Origin of the sequence: Deinococcus aerolatus, from assembly GCF_014647055.1 — a bacterium.
Lineage (GTDB): Bacteria > Deinococcota > Deinococci > Deinococcales > Deinococcaceae > Deinococcus > Deinococcus aerolatus.
In genome coordinates, this window is record NZ_BMOL01000004.1 from 90,932 (window position 1) to 107,026 (window position 16,095).

Below are 16,095 nucleotides of genomic sequence, written 5' to 3' on the forward strand. Positions count from 1 at the left end.
CGGCCAGAAAGAAACCCGTGGCTCAGGGCTTTTGCACCAGCGCGCTGCCGCCGCCGCCGCGTCTGGATTCAGTGGCCGCCGTGACCTTGCCGCCTTCGCCGAACTGGATCAGCGCCAGTTTGCCGTTGGCGTCGGTGGTGGCCCACTTGTGTCCCATGGCCTCCAGCGCCCTGGCCAGCGGGGTGGTCTCGCCGCCCTGGTCCACGGTGGTGGTGGCCCCGTTGCGCTGGGAGTAGCGCGGCGCGTCCACGGCCGCCTGGGCAGGCATGCCCCGGTCCAGAATGTTCATGATGGCCTGGCCCACCGTGGTGATGATGGTGGAGCCGCCCGGACTGCCCAGCGCCAGCACCGGCTTGCCGTCCTTGAGGACGATGGTGGGACTCATCGACGAGCGAGGCCGCTTGCCCGCTTCGGGAATGTTGGGATGGGGGGCCACCGCGTCGAAATCGGTCAGCTCGTTGTTCAGCAGGAAGCCGTGGCCGGGCACCACCATGCCGTTGCCGCCAATCGATTCGATGGTGAAAGTGTAGGCCACGACGTTGCCCTGGGCGTCGCTGACGGTCAGGTGGGTGGTGCTCTGACCCTCCAGACTGGCGGGAGCGGGCAGCAGCGGGATGCTGGGATCGGTCTGGAACTTGAAGGGGTTGCCCGCCGCGACTGCCCCGGCCGCCGCCCTGTCGCCGATCAGGGCACGCCGCTGCGCCGCGAACTCCTTGCTCAGCAGGCCCGTCTGCGGCACGTCGGTGTATTCGGGGTCTGCCATGTACGCGCCCCGGTCTGCGAACGCCAGCCGCGAGGCCTCGATGTAACGGTGGTAGGCGTCGGCCTCGCTGAGCTTGGCAATGTCGTAGCCTTCCAGAATGTTGAGTGTCTCGCCGATGGTCAGGCCGCCGCTGGAGGGGGGCTGCATCCCGTAGACCGTGTACCCCCGGTAGGTGTTGACGGTGGGCTGGCGAATCCGGGCCTCGTAGTTCGCCACGTCGGCCAGCGCCCAGTTGCCCTTGCGGACGTTGGCGGTGCTGCCAGGGGCAACGGGCGGGGTGTTGACCGTGTCGACCATCGCCTGTGCGATGGAGCCGGTGTAGAACGCCTGTGCGCCGCCGGCTGCGATGGCCTCGTAGGTGCGGGCCAGGTCCGGGTTGTTGATCCGGCTGCCCACGGCGGGGAGAGTGCCGCCCGGCAGGTACAGCGCGGCGGAACTGGTAAACGTCTTGAAGCGGTCCAGGTTGTCCTTGATCTGGCTCTGGAAGTAGTCGTCCACCACGTAGCCGCTTTTTGCCAGGGCGATGGCGGGGGCCAGCACCTCGGCAAAGGATTTGGTGCCGTAGCGCCGCAGCGCCTCCTGCCAGCCCATGACGGTGCCGGGAATGCCCGCCGACAGACCGCTGGTCACGCGCTCGCCAAAGGCAATCGGCTTGCCGCCCTCCAGAAACACGGTGGGCGTGAACGACGCGGGGGCCATCTCACGGTGGTCGATGGTGATGACCCGGCCTTCCTTGGCCAGATACACGACCATGAAGCCGCCGCCGCCCACCCCGCACGAAAACGGCTCGGTCAGACCCAGGGTGGCCGCGGCGGCGACGGCCGCGTCCACGGCGTTGCCGCCCGCCTCCAGAATCTTCATGGCTGCCACGCTGGCGTCGTGGTCCACGGTGGCCACCGCGCCGCCCGTGCCGGTGGCCGAGGGCACCTTGGCCCCGCCTGCCCCCACCTGTGCCCCGCCCGGCCCGCCCTGGCCCAGCAGCAGCGCCGCGCCCAGCAACAGGACTCCCCGTTTCAAGCTGTGTTTCATCTTTCCCTCCCCGGGTGAATGAAGCGAACTGTGACGTGTGGAGCTTTCAGCATGCCATACGGCTGCGGGGCAGGTCCAACCGCCACCCTCCACCGAACCCAGATGTACCGAACCCAGAAGTTGCGAACAGGCTGACCGCTAGCCCCGGACCTCTGCCGCCAGATTCAGCGCCGCCTTCTTCAGGGTCACGGCCCCCTGGCCCGACGCCAGAATCTCGCCGGTGTGGCCGTCCACCACCCGGGCCACCGCGCGACTGGCCCCGCTGCCGTCCGGTTCCACCACCAGTTCCAGCCGCTGACCCGGCCCCAGGTTCTGCGCGGCGTAGTTCAGGACCCAGTCGCCCCAGTTGACGTTCTCGGGCTTTGGGGCGCTGGCCCTGGCTTCCTGCTTCTCGCGGTAGGCCTGGGTCTTCTGGTCCACGTGCGTGCGGATGATCTCGTAGCGTTCGGGAGCGCTCAGGGTGCCCATCGCCACCTCCGCGCCGCTGTCCGGGTGGTACACGGTGGCGTCGGCGTCCAGTTTCTTCACCACGCTGGCCATGATCCGCACCTCGGCGGCGGGCAGGTCCCAGGGCGGGGCGTCGGCGTCCTCCTCGCCTTCGCGCTGGGGAGGCATCACGCCTTCCACCAGCCGGGCCACCACGCGCTGCTGTTCCGGCTCCAGCTCAGTGACCAGTTTCGCGGCGGCCCTGAAGGTCCGGGCCTGGGCCTCGTTCTTCGGCTGGATGCCCAGCGGGTCCAGCACCTTCGCCACGTCCGCCGCCTCCATCAGTCGCCCAGCCTGCGGCGGCGTGAAGCCCCAGCGGTCTTGCAGGTACGCCTCGAAGGAGTCGTGGCCCACGCGGAAGAATTCATTGTCGCGGATCTCGCTCAGGGCCTGTCCGGTGCGGCGGAAATCGCGCAGGCCGTCGCGCACGGTGGTTTCCAGGGCGCTCAGGCGGGCCTTCTGGTGGGGTTCGAGTTGTTCGGGCATGGCAAAACCTCCAGGGAATCTGCGGTAAATGTTACGCGTTGTTGTTCCTGCCGTGGTGACATGAGATGGGCATCGTGACTGTGCGGGTGACGCCCGGGTTCAGGGCTGTCCGACATATGATGGGGGCATCGCCCCACTGGGGCAAGGAGGAACTCAGCATGACTTCGAAAACGGCGATGAACCTGTTTGACGCGCGCGACACCCTGACCACCCAGAGCGGACAGAAACTCTACTTCTACAACCTGAACAAGTTTGAGGAGCAGGGCCACGACATCTCCAGAATGCCGGTGAGCATCAAGGTGCTGCTGGAAAGCGTGTTGCGCGAGGCCAACGACTACGACGTGCGCCGCGAGGACGTGCTGACGGTGGCCGGCTGGAGCCCCACGAACGACGAGGTGGAAATCCCCTTCAAGCCCGCCCGCGTGATTCTGCAGGACTTCACGGGCGTGCCTGCCGTCGTCGATCTGGCGGCCATGCGCAGCGCGATGGTGGCGATGGGCGGCGATCCCAACAAGATCAACCCCCTGATTCCCGTCGATCTGGTGATTGACCACTCGGTGCAGGTGGACGAGTTCGGCACCGAGTTCGCGCTGGCCAACAACATGGCCATCGAGTTCGAGCGCAACCGCGAGCGCTATGAGTTCCTGCGCTGGGGCCAGCAGGCCTTCGACAACTTCGGCGTGGTGCCGCCGGCCTCCGGCATCGTGCACCAGGTCAACCTGGAGTACCTGGCCAAGGGCGTGCAGAGCCGCCCCGAAGGCGACGGCGTCGTGGTGTATCCCGACAGCCTGGTGGGCACGGACTCCCACACCACCATGATCAACGGCCTGGGCATCGTGGGCTGGGGTGTCGGCGGTATCGAGGCCGAGGCGGTCATGCTGGGCCAGCCGATCTACATGCTGATGCCGGAAGTGGTGGGCTTCAAGATCACGGGCCGCATGCCGGAAGGCGCCACCGCCACCGACCTCGCGCTGCGCGTGACCCAGATGCTGCGCGAGAAGGGCGTGGTCGGCAAGTTTGTGGAGTTCTACGGCGCAGGCCTGAGCAACATGACCCTGCCGGACCGGGCCACGATTGCCAACATGGCCCCCGAGTACGGCGCAACCATGGGCTTTTTCCCGGTGGACGATGAGGCGCTGCGCTACCTGCGCCGCACCGGCCGCCTGGAAGACGAGATCGAGCTGGTCGAGGCGTACTACAAGGCGCAGAACATGTTCCGCACCGACGAGACGCCAGACCCCGTGTTCACCGACACCATCGAGCTGGACCTGGGCAGCATCGTTCCCAGCCTGGCCGGCCCCAAGCGCCCGCAGGACCGCGTGAACCTGAACGACATGCACACCGTGTTCGCCGAGGCGCTGACCGCTCCCATCAATGCGCGTGGCTTCGAGCTGCCCGCCGACAAGTTGGACGCGCAGGGCCAGATCACCGGCACCGACATGAAGATCGGCCACGGCGCGGTCACGCTGGCGTCCATCACCTCCTGCACCAACACCAGCAACCCCAGCGTGCTGATCGCTGCCGGGCTGGTGGCGAAGAAGGCCGTGGAGCTGGGCCTGATCGTCAAGCCCTGGGTCAAGACCTCGCTGGCCCCCGGCAGCCGCGTGGTGACCGACTACCTGGAAAACGCGGGCCTGCAGAGCTACCTGGATCAGATTGGCTTCAACACTGTCGGCTACGGCTGCATGACCTGCATCGGCAACAGCGGCCCGCTGCCCGAGCCCATCATCGAGGCCATCAACGGCGGCGATCTGGTGGCGGCCAGCGTCCTGAGCGGTAACCGCAACTTCGAGGGCCGCATCAACCCCCACATCAAGGCCAACTACCTGGCCTCGCCGCCCCTGGTGGTGGCCTACGCGCTGGCCGGCACCGTGGTCAACGACATCGTCAACGATCCCATCGGCACCGGCAAGGACGGCCAGCCGGTGTACCTGCGCGACGTGTGGCCCAGCAACGCCGAGATCCAGACCATCATGGACCAGGCCATCAACGCCGAGATGTTCAAGAAGGTCTACGACGGCATCGAGAAGAGCAATGCTGACTGGAATGCCATTCCCGTTTCCGAGGGTGCGCTGTACGACTGGAACGCCGACAGCACCTACATTCAGAACCCGCCCTTCTTCGAAACCCTGGCGAACGGCCCCAGCGAGATCGTGTCCATTGAGGGCGCGCATGTGCTGGTCAAGGTGGGCGACAGCGTCACCACCGATCACATCTCGCCCGCCGGCAGCTTCAAGGCCGATACCCCCGCTGGCAAGTACCTGACTGACCGGGGCATTCGTCCGGTGGACTTCAACAGCTACGGCAGCCGCCGGGGCAACGACCGCATCATGACGCGTGGCACCTTCGCCAACATCCGGCTGAAGAACCAGCTGGCCCCCGGCACCGAGGGCGGCTTTACCACCGACTTCACCACCGGCGAGGTCACAAGCATCTACGACGCCGCGCAGAACTACAAGGCCAGCAACATTCCGCTGTTCGTGCTGGCGGGCAAGGACTACGGCATGGGCAGCAGCCGCGACTGGGCCGCCAAGGGCACCATGCTGCTGGGCGTCAAGGCCGTGCTGGCCGAAAGCTTTGAGCGCATTCACCGCAGCAATCTGGTGGGCATGGGCGTGCTGCCGCTGCAGTACAAGAACGGCGAGACCGCCGAGAGCCTGGGCATCATGGGCGACGAGCTGATCGACGTGATCCTGCCCGCCGACCTGAAGCCGCGCCAGGACGTGACCCTGCGCGTGGGCAAGGACGGCGTGACCCGCGAGATCACCGTGCAGTGTCGCATCGACACTCCCGTGGAGATCGACTACTACAAGAACGGCGGCATTCTGCAGACCGTGTTGAGGAGCATTCTGGAGCGGAGCAAGGACGAAGTTAAGGCCTGATCCGCTGAGCGCTGAGAAGTGATGGCCCCGCCTGGGAGACTGGGCGGGGCCAATTTATCGCGTAGTCAGCCCGTGTTTTGAGAGTGTTTGCCGGATTAGAGACTCGTCCCCTCGTACACGTCGTCTAGTGTCAACGCCACATCCACGCACGGCAGCCGCAGCACTCCAGTGTCCTCGACATACTGTTCGCCCCAACCCTCGCCCTGGCGGGTGTATAGGCGTGCGGCGCGGGTGGCTGTGTCCACCATCAGGTATCCCCGCAGGCTGGGCAACGCCGTGTAGTCCGATAGTTTCTGGCCCCGGTCTAAGACCTGGGTGGTCTGGCTCAGCACCTCGACAATGAGACACGGACTGCTGGCGTATCGGGCCCCATCGGCCATGTCTTCGCAGGTCAGCACGACGTCGGGATAGTAATAACGCGTGCCCCCGGTTTGGATCCGCACCCGCATGTCGCTGGCGTACACTTTGCAGCCCTGACGAAGTGCGGGACGGTGCAGGGCGGCCAGCACGTTCGTTGCAATCAGGCCATGTCTGCTCACTGCTCCCGCCTGAGCGTTGGGTGTGTCCTCGCCGTGGAGGGCGTACACGAATCCGTCCACGAACTCCCGCTTGAAGGGGCTGAGTTCCTCCGTGCGGAGGTATTCTGCCTCGCTCATTTTCTGCAGGGCCGAACTGGTCATGGGACCAGTGTACTTTGCTTCCGAATCAACAAAAGGGCGGCCCGCTGATGGTGGGCCGCCCGCTGTACTGTGTTCTTTGGTCTAACGCGTCTGCGTCTGCCCGCCTGCAGGAGAGTCCGCCTGGACGCCCACCGGCAGCGGCATATCCGGCTGCCTGCGAATGCGGGCCAGCATGATGATGCTCACGATAATCAGCACAATGCTGATCACATGGGTTTCGGTGAACAGGCCGATGCCCGGCTTGTCGAGGCCCTGACTCAGGTACACGTTCGGCAGCAGCGGGTTAAGGCGGAAGGTTTCTTCCCAGCCGGCGCGCAGGACGCTGTACCACAGCCAGAACTGCCAGAACGTCCAGCCTGGCTTGAGTGAGCGCAGCCAGAAGTACGAGGCGACGGCCAGGATAATGCCAATAAAGACGCCGTACAGCTGGGTGAAATGCACTGGCGCAGTCATGACCAGTTGCCCGCCGATGTCCTGGCAGTACTGCGACAGGTCCATGTTGGGGTTGGGGTTGGGCTGGCACATGCCGTTGTGGAAGGCCCGCGCACTGTCTGGCCAGCGGTAGCCGACCGCCCAGTTCGTCACGCGGCCCACCGTGTCGGTGCCGTTCATGATGTTGCCGATGCGCCCGCCGATCACGCCGAAGGCCACTCCCGGCACGCACAGGTCCGCGTACTGGTAAAAATTGAGCCTGTAGCGCCGGGTGTAGTAGATCAGCACCAGGATGCCGCCGATCAGGCCGCCGTGGATGGAGATACCGCCCGAGCGCAGGTTGACGATGTCCAGCAGCACCCGCGGAAACGGCGTGTCGGCGAACTGCCCCCAGGACGTGACCACGAAGACCAGCCGGGCGCCGACCAGCCCCCACACGATCATCCACAGGATCATGTCGCTGAACAGGTTGACGTTCAGGCCGCGCTGGCGGGCCATGCGTGTGCCGAGCCACGCGCCGATCACGATGCCCAGCGTGATCAGCACGCCGTACCAGGCAATCGTGAAGGTACCGATTTGAAGGAAGACAGGATTCATAAGACGGCGCTAGTTTAAGCCTTTTGCGGGGTGGACATGGCCCACGCGCTGCGCAGTCCCTTCACCAGGCCGGCAACTGGGTTGCGGCGGCAGCAAAAAGCCCCACCCCAGTTGGGGCGGGGTCGGGTGTGGGGACGTCACAGGCCCATCGCGGGCGTTTCTTCGGTCTCGGGCGGCGGCAGGCGGAAGGCCCGCGAGAGCAGCACGCTCAGTTCGTATAGCACGTACAGCGGCACGGCCACCAGCATCATGTTGGTGGGGTCCGGCGTGGGCGTGATGACGGCGGCGGCCACCATGATCGCCACCAGCGCGATGCGCCAGCCCTTGCGCAGCATGACGTGGTTCACGATGCCGATGCGCGTCAGGATGATGGACAGGATGGGCATCTCAAAGGCCAGCCCGAAGGCCACCAGGAACGTCGTGACGGTCCCGATGTACTGGCCCAGCCCCAGAATCGGGGTGACTGCCCCGGCCAGGAACTCCACCAGAAACGGCACCATCGTGGGCAGCACCAGCTTGTACCCGAACACCGCGCCGCCCAGGAAAGACAGCCCGGCCCCGACGATGAAGGGAATGGCCCAGCGCCGCTCGCTGGCGTACAGCCCCGGCGAGATGAAGCCCCAGACCTGACCCAGAATAAAGGGCAGCGCCAGCCCCAGCCCCGCCCAGAGCGACAGGTTCAGGCTCAGCAGCAGCGGCTCGGTCAGGGTGTAGGTGACGACCTGAACCTTGCCGGCGGTGTACAGCTCCGAATACTGCAGCGGTCCCTTGACCCAGTCAATCAGTTGAATGCGGTAGACGAAGGCCACCGACATCCCGATGACCAGGAAAATCACGCTGATGACCAGACGCTTGCGTAGCTCGTCGAGGTGATCGAACAGCGGGGCGCTTTTCAGGTCCGTGCTGGGGGCAGTGGGGCGGGACATGACGTGACCCCTCCCTTATGCGCGGCGGTTGCCGGCGGTCTCGCGTTCGCGTTCAGTGGGCAGCGGCGCGCCGGTCACAGGATCGATCTGGCGGGCGGACACGTCGGTGATGGGCGCGGCCACCACGTCATCGGTGTCGGTCTTGCCCGTCTCACGCTTGAACTCCTTGATGCCCTGGCCCAGGCCCTTGCCCAGTTGCGGCAGTTTGCTGGCCCCGAAGACCAGGGCGATCACGACGATAATCAGAATAATTTCCAGTGGACCCATGTGAAAACTCCTTTGCGTGCCGGGCGGCTTGGCCCAGGCGTGACTTGCGGTGAGGGAAGGTGTGGGAGGGCGCGGCGGTATGGTCTCGCTCTGTCCAGTAGATATGCGGTTCAGCGCCGGACGGATTACCCATTAAACCTTAATGGCGCGCCGTCAAGTCACGCTTGTCGCGCAATCTGGGGGTTGCGCTGTTCCTTCAGATGCTCCAGCCGCCGTCCACCAGCACCTCCTGCCCGGTGATGTAGGCGGCCTCGTTCGTCGCCAGAAAGGCGATGGCCGCCCCCACCTCGCTGGGTTGCCCGAAGCGGCGGGCAGGAATGCGGGCGGTCAGCCGCTCGGCGTCGGCCGGGCTGCTGTTGAGAGCCTTGAGGCGGTCCGTGGCGGTGTAGCCGGGCGCCACCGTGTTGCAGGTCACGCCGTCGGCGGCTACCTCCAGCGCCAGCGTCCGCAGGTAATTGGTCACGGCGGCCCGCATGGCGTTGCTGACAGGCAGCGTGGGTGCGGGCCGCCCCACCGTCAGGCTGGTGACGGCGATGATGCGGCCCCAGCGGCGCTCGCGCATGCCTGTCAACACGCCGTTCGCCAGCCGCACAGTGCTGAGAAAGGTGGTGTCGTACCCGGCCTGCCACGCGGCCTCGCTGACCTCGCTGGGTTTCCCCGGTGGGGGGCCGCCCGCGTTGCTGACCAGAATGTCGATCTCGCCCGCCGCATGCAGGGCCGCCGAGACACCTTCCGGCGTGCTGACATCCGCCACCACCCAGCGGGCACCCAGGGCGTCGGCGGCTGTTTTCAGGGTGTTTTCGTGCCGCGCGGCAAGAGTGACCCGCGCCCCCAGCCGGACCAGGTCGTGCGCCGCCGCCAGCCCGATGCCCCTGCTGCCGCCCGTGACGAGGGCGCGTCTGCCGTCCAGCCTGAATAACGTCATGGGGCAGGTTACACCTGTGCGGGGGCTGCTTCGTGGGGGGCAGGGCTCTGCAGGACATAGGGCGGCGCAGGACACAGGGCGCCGCGGGCCGCGTCAACCCTTACCCTGTCCTGCATGCTGCCCCTGATCGTCGTTGCCACCCCCGCCGAGGCCGAACGCCTGCTGGACCTCAAGGCCCGCGTGGTCGTTTCCGGGGTGGGCGCTGTGGCTGCGGCCCTGGCCACAGCACGGGCGCTGGAAGCACAGGAGGCGGGGCTGGTGCTCAGCGCGGGCATCGGCGGGGCGTACCCGGCCTCTGGCCTGCACCCCGGTGGCCTCGCCGTCTCATCCTGGATCATTCAGGCGGACCTGGGGGCCTGGGACGGCGATCAGTTTCTGGACTTCGCGGGGCTGGGCCTGTCGGTGCTGCCAGACTCGCCCCACACGGGGCACTTTGTCTGCTGGCCCCACGCGCCGGAAGTCGCGCGGCGCACCGACGCTGGCCTGGGGCCGACGCTGACCCTGAGCAGCGTGACCGGCACTGTCAGGGCCGCTGCCGCGCTGGAACGCCGCTTCCCCAGCGCACTCACCGAGGGCATGGAGGGTGCGGGGGTGGCCCACGCCGCCCTTCTGGCTGGAGTGCCGGTGCTGGAGGTTCGCGGCGTGAGCAACCCGGTCGGTCCCCGTGACCGCGCCGCATGGCAGATCCCACAGGCGCTGGCCGCCACCCGCAGGGGCGTGGCGGCGGCGCTGGACCTCTGGGAAGAGCTGGGGGGGTAGGCCCTGGCTCAGCTGTTCAGCGAGAGTTTGCCGCTGGTGGAGTTGGCCTGATCGCCGGGAAAGTTGACCTTCACATTCACGGTGGTCCCGGCAGGCGTGGCGGGATCGATGTTGATCCAGTGGCTGACCAGCACCGGGGGTGTGGGCTGCGGGTCCACAGCGCGCACCAGCACCCGGCCCTGCGCCGGAACAAACACACACCAGCCTTCGGGGGTGGTCATAAAGGCCCGCACCGGCAGGATGCTCTGCAGAGTCATGTCGGCGTTGGTGGCCCAGTACTCGACCAGCAGGCTGGCGTGTTCGCGCCCAATATCGGCCTGGTCCAGATCCAGCTGGACTTCCACACTGTCGGGCAGGCCCTCGACCAGATTGGTCCAGCCGGGGACGACAAAACGGTTGCTGGCGGCGCTCTTGAACTGTTGAGAGGTGGCGTCGGTCATGTGCCTAGCCTAGCGGATTGACTGCCCACACGGGGCCAGACCCGTGTTTATCTCTGCCGGTCAGTCGGCGTAGCTGCGGACCGTGTGCATCAGTGCCCGCACCGCCAGATAGCCCACCACGAAAAACAGCAGCGGCGTGACGTTCAGGGTGACCTCGGCGTCCTTTTCGGGTTCCAGGGGATTTTGCTTGCGGTATCTGATCATGCGGTCAGGGTACGACACGCGGCGGGGCGGGCGACAGCGGGGCGGGCTTAGGGAGTGTTGAGGTGGCGTCCTGCGGCCCTCCGGCGCGGGCGTCCGGCTGGGGTGAACGCGGTCACGGCGCGGGGCGGCTGCGGGGAGTAGAACGGACGCCGTGACTTCCCCATCTCCTGCCGCAGCACCGTCTGCCACCATGCGCGCCCTGAGCAAGCTGAGGCCCGAAACCGGGCTCTGGATGACCGAGACCGACGTGCCGGTCCCCGGTCCCAACGACCTGTTGATCCGCGTGAAAAAGAGCAGCATCTGCGGCACCGACGTTCACATCTACAAGTGGGACGACTGGGCCAGCCGAACGGTGCCCACGCCGATGGTGGTGGGCCACGAGTACGTGGGCGTGGTGGCCGGCATGGGCTCCGAGGTCAGCGGCTTTCAGATCGGTGACCGGGTCAGCGGCGAGGGGCACATCACCTGCGGGCACTGCCGCAACTGCCGTGCGGGCCGCCGCCACCTGTGCCGCAATACCCAGGGCGTGGGCGTGCAGCGCCCCGGTTCCTTTGCTGAGTATCTGGTGCTGCCGGCCTTCAACGCCTTCAAACTGCCCGACGACATCTCCGACGATCTGGCCTCCATCTTCGATCCCTTCGGCAACGCGGTCCACACTGCCCTGAAGTTCGATCTGGTGGGCGAGGACGTGCTGATCACCGGCGCGGGGCCGATCGGCGTGATGGCCGCCGCCGTCGCCCGGCATGTCGGCGCCCGCCACGTGGTGATCACCGACGTCAACGAGTACCGCCTGGATCTGGCGCGTGAAATGGGCGTGACCCGCGCCGTGAATGTGGCCAGAGAAGACCTGTGGGCGGTGGCGCAAGGGGAACTGGGCATGACCGAGGGCTTTGACGTCGGCCTGGAGATGAGCGGCTCGGGCGTGGCCTTCGCGCAGATGGTGCAGACCATGAACCACGGCGGCAAGATCGCCCTGCTGGGCATCCCTGCTGGGCGCGTGGACATCGACTGGGCCAGTGTGATCTTCAAGATGCTGACCATCCAGGGCATCTACGGCCGCGAGATGTTCGAGACCTGGTACAAGATGGTGGCCCTGATCCAGTCGGGCCTGGACCTGACCCCGGTGATCACCCACCACTTCGGCATCGCCGACTTTCAGCAGGGCTTCGACGCGATGCTGGGCGGCCAGAGCGGCAAGGTCATTCTGGACTGGGGCGTCTGAGTTGGATGGTGGGAGGAGTGCGGCTGACCCTGTCGCTGGCCAGCCGGGGGTGACGGTGCTACCCCACGCCACGCGCTATCCTGCCCCCATGACTTTCCAGCAGGCACAGACTCAGGCATGGTGGCCCGGCAGCTGACCGGGTGACCTTTCCCTTTGTGCCGTCGAACCGACAGGCCGCGCCCGGAGAAGCTCCCGGCGCGGCTTTTTTTGATTCCCCCTTTTACTTTGGAGGATTGAGCCATGACCCCACCCACCCCCAGAAAACGTATCCTGACCGGGGACCGCCCCACCGGGCCGCTGCACATCGGCCATCTGGCCGGGTCACTCCGTAACCGGGTGGCGCTGCAACACGAGTACGAGACCTACGTGCTGCTGGCCGACGTGCAGGCCCTGACCGACAACTTTGAGAACCCGCAGAAGGTGCGCGACAACGTGCTGGAGGTGGCGCTGGACTATCTGGCCGTGGGCCTGGACCCGGACATCTGCACCTTCGTGATCCAGTCGCAGCTGCCCGAGATCGCCGAACTGACGGTCTTCTACCTGAATCTGGTCACCGTGTCGCACCTGCGCCAGAACCCCACCGTCAAGGCCGAGATTACCCAGAAGGGCTACGGCGAGTCGGTGCCCGCCGGGTTCTTCGTCTACCCGGTGTCGCAGGCCGCCGACATCACGGCGTTCGGCGCCCATCTGGTGCCGGTGGGTGAGGACCAGCTGCCCATGATCGAGCAGACCCGCGAGATCGTGCGGCGCTTTAACCACCTGTACGCCCCGGTGTTGACCGAGCCGCAGGCGCTGGTGGGGCAGGCCGCCCGCCTGCCCGGGCTGGACGGCGGCGGCAAGATGAGCAAGTCGCTGGACAACGCCATCTTCCTGTCCGACAGCGCCGACACGGTGGCCCGCAAGGTGCGCGGCATGTACACCGATCCCACTCATCTGCGGGCGGAAGACCCCGGACGGACAGAGGGCAACCCGGTGTTCGCCTATCTGGACGCCTTCGATCCCGATCACGCGGGCCTGGAGGCCATGAAAGACCACTACCGCCGGGGCGGCCTGGGCGACGTGAAGGTCAAGCGCCACCTGCTGGACGTGCTGGAGGCGACGCTGGCCCCCATCCGCGAGCGCCGTGCCGACTTTGCCCGCGACATGCCGCAGGTGCGTGAGGTGGTGCGCCTGGGAACCGGGCGCGGACGTGAGGTGGCGGCTGAAACGATGCAAGCCGTGCGCGGGGCGATGGGCCTGGATTACTTTTAGGCGCGGGAACCCTGCGCCATCACCTCCGCTGCCACCTGCACCGCCCGAGTGATCTCGTCCTGCGGCAGGTAGGGGAGAGCCGGGCGGTCTTCCGGGACGGCCAGGGCCACCGCTGCATTGGCCGGCAGATGCAGGAAGCCGCAGGGCACGTCGCCCCGGCCCCGTTCCATCAGCCAGTGGCGGGCGCGGTACATCACGAAGTTGCAGACGTACAGGCCCGCCGTGTTGCTGATGTGGCCGGGAATCCCTGCGATCTGCCATGCGCTGAGAATCGGGCGCAGCGGGAGCGTGGACAGGTACGCCGGAGGCGCGTCCGCGTGCGGATGGGCGGGCGCGTCGCGGTAGGTGTTCCCGGCATTGTCGGGAATGTTGAAGTCCATGACGTTCAGCGCCACGCGCTCCAGCGTGACCTGTGGGCGGCCCGCCGCCAGTCCGGTCAGCAGCACCGCGCCGGGGCCGTGCCGCTCCAGCAGCGCCTCCAGCGCCTCGCCCGCCGAGTGCGGCTCCACCGGCAGCAGCGCTGAAACGATGTGCATTCCTCCGACGTCCAGCCCGTCCAGCGCCGTTGCGGCCCGCGCGCTGGGGTTGTCGGGATGCGTGTGGAACGGCTCGAATCCGGTCAGCAGCAGGGTGGGCATGGCTGAAATGATAGCCCCCTGCCGTCTTTGAGCGACAATGGCCTATGCCTGCCATTGCCGTCCACGCCGTGATCACCCCCAAGCCTGAACATGTTGACGTTGTGCTGTCTGAGATGCGGGGCATGGTGGAAAGCAGCCGTCAGGAACCCGGCTGCCTGCGCTATGACCTGCTGCGCCAGGACGACGGCGGTACCGTGCGCCTGCATGTGCAGGAGCGCTACCGCGACATGGACGCCGTGCAGGCGCACCGGGACTCGGCACACTACAAAGCCTACCGGGCCAAAGCCGGGGACTGGTTTCAGGCGGCCCCGGTGGTGACCGTGCTGGAAGAGGTGGACGTGGCCTGACAGGAACTCCGATCGAAAGGTGTTGAAAACACCTGGAAATCTGAACAGAGTAGGCACGAAACAAACGGAACCCCGCCCCTCCCGGAGCCTTCGCTACCTTTGCCCGGCAGCCCCGCCGCTATGCTTGGCCCCTATGCCTGAGTTGCCGGAAGTCGAGACCACGCGCCGCAAGATCGAGCCGCTGCTGCGCGGGCGCGTCATCGCCAATGTCGAACACGACGCGCCGCACAGGTACCGCGACACCCATCTGTCGGTGGGGCGGCGGGTCGCGGGGCTGTCCCGGCGCGGCAAGTACCTGATGCTGCAACTGGCGCCGGCGGACGCGGCGGCGGCTGACCCCCACGATCTGGAATTCATCGTCCATCTGGGCATGACCGGGGGATTTCGCCTGGAGCCGGGACAGCACACCCGCGTCACCCTGACCTTAGAGCCGGACGACACCGGCGAGGGCCAGCAACTGTTCTTCAATGACCCGCGCCGCTTTGGCAAGATGGCGGTGGTGCGCCCTGGCGACTACGCGGGCATGCCCACGCTGGCCGCGATGGGTCCGGAGCCCCTGTCGGATGACTTTACCGAGGCCGATTTCGTGCGGCTGGCGCGCGGGGCGGGTGCGGTCAAGCCGTGGCTGCTGTCGCAGAAGCCGGTCAGCGGCGTGGGCAACATCTACGCCGACGAGAGCCTGTGGCAGGCCCAGATTCACCCCGCCCAGACCCGCCTGACCCCGGCCGAGGGCAACCGCCTCTACGCAGCCATCCGTGAGGTCATGGCCAGGGCGGTGGAGGCGGGCGGCAGCAGTCTGGGCAGTGGCGTGGGCAACTACCGCCAGCACGACGGTGTTTCTGGGCTGTTTCAGCTGGAGCACCACGTCTATGGGCAGGCGGGCCAGCCCTGCCCCCGCTGCGGTACCGACATTGTGAAAACCGTGCTGGCACAGCGGGGAACGCACTTCTGCCCCAGGTGTCAGATGCTCAAGGAGCGGTCTAAAGGTCAGACTGCCTGACGGGCCCACCGCCGAAAGCCCATGCTCTGCCAGATTCTCGGCAGTGCGACGTTTAGAGTTTCGCTGGTTGGACGCGCCCACAGGCGCACAGGAGCTTTCATGACCGATCTCGCTTCCCTGCGCATTTCGTACACCCGTGACAGCCTGCGGCGGACAGCCCTGCACAGCGAGCCGCTGATCCAGTTCCAGGGCTGGTTTGCCGAGGCCCAGCAGGCCGAACTGCCTGAGCCCTACGCCCTGTCGCTGGCGACGGCAGACGCCTCGGGGCGGCCCAGCGTGCGCACAGTGCTGCTGCGCGGCGCGGACGAGCGCGGGCTGACCTTCTACACCAACTTCGGGTCGCACAAGGGCCGTGATCTGGCCGCCAACCCGCAGGCCGAGCTGCTGTTCTACTGGGCCGAACTGGAGCGGCAGGTGCGGGCTTACGGCTCAATTGCCCGCGTACCGGAGGCCCAGGCCGACGACTATTTTCACGTCCGCCCGCGCGAGAGCCAACTGGCTGCCCACGCCAGCGATCCGCAAAGTGCGCCCATTGAAAACCGTGGAGCTTTGGAGGCCAAGTTTGCTGCCCTGCACGAACGTTTTCCCGAAGGCGAGCCTGTGCCCCGTCCCGACTTCTGGGGCGGCTACCGCGTGGCCGTGCAGGAGTGGGAGTTCTGGCAGGGCCGCCCCAACCGCATGCATGACCGCTTCCGGTATACGCGGCAGGACGCGGGCTGGGTGACTGAGCGGCTGATGCCGTAAATCAGCCTGCCTGCCAC

The 16,095-nt window shown here is 66.7% G+C and carries 17 protein-coding genes; 7 read left to right on the top strand and 10 right to left on the bottom strand.

Going from position 1 to position 16,095, the window contains the following annotated elements; all coding sequences use genetic code 11:
- Positions 1-22: 22 nt before the first annotated feature.
- Complete coding sequence (ggt, locus tag IEY31_RS06025) at positions 23-1,792, bottom strand: gamma-glutamyltransferase (RefSeq protein WP_188970003.1); 1,770 nt, start codon at positions 1,790-1,792, stop codon at positions 23-25.
- Positions 1,793-1,930: 138 nt separating this feature from the next.
- The gene (locus IEY31_RS06030; RefSeq protein ID WP_188970005.1) at positions 1,931-2,764 is read right to left on the bottom strand and encodes a hypothetical protein; all 834 of its coding nucleotides are present in this window, start codon (positions 2,762-2,764) and stop codon (positions 1,931-1,933) included.
- 158 nt (positions 2,765-2,922) lie between these two features.
- Here IEY31_RS06030 and acnA point away from each other — a divergent pair, with 158 nt between their 5' ends.
- On the top strand, positions 2,923-5,646 hold the full coding sequence (acnA, locus tag IEY31_RS06035; protein WP_188970007.1) for an aconitate hydratase AcnA: 2,724 nt from the start codon (positions 2,923-2,925) through the stop codon (positions 5,644-5,646).
- A gap of 95 nt (positions 5,647-5,741) precedes the next feature.
- Here the strand turns inward: acnA and IEY31_RS06040 are convergent, their stop codons facing one another.
- The 5 genes from IEY31_RS06040 to IEY31_RS06060 form a co-directional block, all read right to left on the bottom strand.
- The gene (locus IEY31_RS06040) at positions 5,742-6,326 is read right to left on the bottom strand and encodes a Uma2 family endonuclease (protein WP_188970009.1); all 585 of its coding nucleotides are present in this window, start codon (positions 6,324-6,326) and stop codon (positions 5,742-5,744) included.
- 81 nt (positions 6,327-6,407) lie between these two features.
- The gene (lgt, locus tag IEY31_RS06045; protein ID WP_188970011.1) at positions 6,408-7,355 is read right to left on the bottom strand and encodes a prolipoprotein diacylglyceryl transferase; all 948 of its coding nucleotides are present in this window, start codon (positions 7,353-7,355) and stop codon (positions 6,408-6,410) included.
- Positions 7,356-7,492: 137 nt separating this feature from the next.
- Entirely contained in the window at positions 7,493-8,281 is a 789-nt protein-coding gene (gene tatC / locus IEY31_RS06050) for a twin-arginine translocase subunit TatC (RefSeq protein WP_188970013.1), read from the bottom strand.
- 15 nt (positions 8,282-8,296) lie between these two features.
- Complete coding sequence (gene tatA / locus IEY31_RS06055) at positions 8,297-8,548, bottom strand: twin-arginine translocase TatA/TatE family subunit (RefSeq protein ID WP_188970015.1); 252 nt, start codon at positions 8,546-8,548, stop codon at positions 8,297-8,299.
- 196 nt (positions 8,549-8,744) lie between these two features.
- Positions 8,745-9,473: an SDR family oxidoreductase gene (locus tag IEY31_RS06060; protein ID WP_188970017.1), complete on the bottom strand. Its 729-nt coding sequence runs from the start codon at positions 9,471-9,473 to the stop codon at positions 8,745-8,747.
- Between the two features lie 114 nt (positions 9,474-9,587).
- Here IEY31_RS06060 and mqnB point away from each other — a divergent pair, with 114 nt between their 5' ends.
- Entirely contained in the window at positions 9,588-10,232 is a 645-nt protein-coding gene (gene mqnB / locus IEY31_RS06065; RefSeq protein ID WP_188970019.1) for a futalosine hydrolase, read from the top strand.
- An 8-nt stretch (positions 10,233-10,240) separates the two neighbouring features.
- Here the strand turns inward: mqnB and IEY31_RS06070 are convergent, their stop codons facing one another.
- Both IEY31_RS06070 and IEY31_RS06075 read right to left on the bottom strand, forming a co-directional pair.
- The gene (locus IEY31_RS06070; protein ID WP_188970021.1) at positions 10,241-10,672 is read right to left on the bottom strand and encodes a uracil-DNA glycosylase; all 432 of its coding nucleotides are present in this window, start codon (positions 10,670-10,672) and stop codon (positions 10,241-10,243) included.
- Between the two features lie 60 nt (positions 10,673-10,732).
- Complete coding sequence (locus tag IEY31_RS06075) at positions 10,733-10,876, bottom strand: hypothetical protein (protein ID WP_188970023.1); 144 nt, start codon at positions 10,874-10,876, stop codon at positions 10,733-10,735.
- A 190-nt stretch (positions 10,877-11,066) separates the two neighbouring features.
- On the opposite strand from IEY31_RS06075, the gene tdh reads away from it, so the two are divergent.
- Positions 11,067-12,098: an L-threonine 3-dehydrogenase gene (gene tdh, locus IEY31_RS06080; RefSeq protein ID WP_188970291.1), complete on the top strand. Its 1,032-nt coding sequence runs from the start codon at positions 11,067-11,069 to the stop codon at positions 12,096-12,098.
- A gap of 240 nt (positions 12,099-12,338) precedes the next feature.
- The gene (trpS, locus tag IEY31_RS06085) at positions 12,339-13,349 is read left to right on the top strand and encodes a tryptophan--tRNA ligase (protein ID WP_188970025.1); all 1,011 of its coding nucleotides are present in this window, start codon (positions 12,339-12,341) and stop codon (positions 13,347-13,349) included.
- On the opposite strand, the gene IEY31_RS06090 is transcribed toward trpS, so the two are convergent.
- Complete coding sequence (locus IEY31_RS06090) at positions 13,346-13,987, bottom strand: pyroglutamyl-peptidase I (protein ID WP_188970027.1); 642 nt, start codon at positions 13,985-13,987, stop codon at positions 13,346-13,348. The genes trpS and IEY31_RS06090 overlap by 4 nt on opposite strands.
- A gap of 44 nt (positions 13,988-14,031) precedes the next feature.
- Between IEY31_RS06090 and IEY31_RS06095 the strand changes: the two genes are divergently transcribed.
- The 3 genes from IEY31_RS06095 (at position 14,032) to pdxH (ending at position 16,078) form a co-directional block, all read left to right on the top strand.
- A complete protein-coding gene (locus IEY31_RS06095; RefSeq protein ID WP_188970029.1) occupies positions 14,032-14,334 on the top strand; it encodes a putative quinol monooxygenase in 303 nt (100 codons plus the stop codon).
- 133 nt (positions 14,335-14,467) lie between these two features.
- A complete protein-coding gene (locus tag IEY31_RS06100; protein WP_188970031.1) occupies positions 14,468-15,334 on the top strand; it encodes a DNA-formamidopyrimidine glycosylase in 867 nt (288 codons plus the stop codon).
- Between the two features lie 99 nt (positions 15,335-15,433).
- Complete coding sequence (gene pdxH / locus IEY31_RS06105) at positions 15,434-16,078, top strand: pyridoxamine 5'-phosphate oxidase (RefSeq protein WP_188970033.1); 645 nt, start codon at positions 15,434-15,436, stop codon at positions 16,076-16,078.
- The last annotated feature ends 17 nt before the right edge of the window (positions 16,079-16,095 follow it).

What these genes read in the sequence shown, in the direction of transcription:
- IEY31_RS06070 (WP_188970021.1), bottom strand. Translation starts at nt 10,672, where the DNA reads ATGACCGACGCCACCTCTCAACAGTTCAAGAGCGCCGCCAGCAACCGT.
- IEY31_RS06090 (WP_188970027.1), bottom strand. Translation starts at nt 13,987, where the DNA reads ATGCCCACCCTGCTGCTGACCGGATTCGAGCCGTTCCACACGCATCCC.
- IEY31_RS06075 (WP_188970023.1), bottom strand. Translation starts at nt 10,876, where the DNA reads ATGATCAGATACCGCAAGCAAAATCCCCTGGAACCCGAAAAGGACGCC.
- tatC (WP_188970013.1), bottom strand. Translation starts at nt 8,281, where the DNA reads ATGTCCCGCCCCACTGCCCCCAGCACGGACCTGAAAAGCGCCCCGCTG.
- tdh (WP_188970291.1), top strand. Translation starts at nt 11,067, where the DNA reads ATGCGCGCCCTGAGCAAGCTGAGGCCCGAAACCGGGCTCTGGATGACC.
- IEY31_RS06095 (WP_188970029.1), top strand. Translation starts at nt 14,032, where the DNA reads ATGCCTGCCATTGCCGTCCACGCCGTGATCACCCCCAAGCCTGAACAT.
- IEY31_RS06060 (WP_188970017.1), bottom strand. Translation starts at nt 9,473, where the DNA reads ATGACGTTATTCAGGCTGGACGGCAGACGCGCCCTCGTCACGGGCGGC.
- IEY31_RS06100 (WP_188970031.1), top strand. Translation starts at nt 14,468, where the DNA reads ATGCCTGAGTTGCCGGAAGTCGAGACCACGCGCCGCAAGATCGAGCCG.
- IEY31_RS06030 (WP_188970005.1), bottom strand. Translation starts at nt 2,764, where the DNA reads ATGCCCGAACAACTCGAACCCCACCAGAAGGCCCGCCTGAGCGCCCTG.
- pdxH (WP_188970033.1), top strand. Translation starts at nt 15,434, where the DNA reads ATGACCGATCTCGCTTCCCTGCGCATTTCGTACACCCGTGACAGCCTG.
- IEY31_RS06040 (WP_188970009.1), bottom strand. Translation starts at nt 6,326, where the DNA reads ATGACCAGTTCGGCCCTGCAGAAAATGAGCGAGGCAGAATACCTCCGC.
- acnA (WP_188970007.1), top strand. Translation starts at nt 2,923, where the DNA reads ATGACTTCGAAAACGGCGATGAACCTGTTTGACGCGCGCGACACCCTG.
- tatA (WP_188970015.1), bottom strand. Translation starts at nt 8,548, where the DNA reads ATGGGTCCACTGGAAATTATTCTGATTATCGTCGTGATCGCCCTGGTC.
- mqnB (WP_188970019.1), top strand. Translation starts at nt 9,588, where the DNA reads ATGCTGCCCCTGATCGTCGTTGCCACCCCCGCCGAGGCCGAACGCCTG.
- lgt (WP_188970011.1), bottom strand. Translation starts at nt 7,355, where the DNA reads ATGAATCCTGTCTTCCTTCAAATCGGTACCTTCACGATTGCCTGGTAC.
- trpS (WP_188970025.1), top strand. Translation starts at nt 12,339, where the DNA reads ATGACCCCACCCACCCCCAGAAAACGTATCCTGACCGGGGACCGCCCC.
- ggt (WP_188970003.1), bottom strand. Translation starts at nt 1,792, where the DNA reads ATGAAACACAGCTTGAAACGGGGAGTCCTGTTGCTGGGCGCGGCGCTG.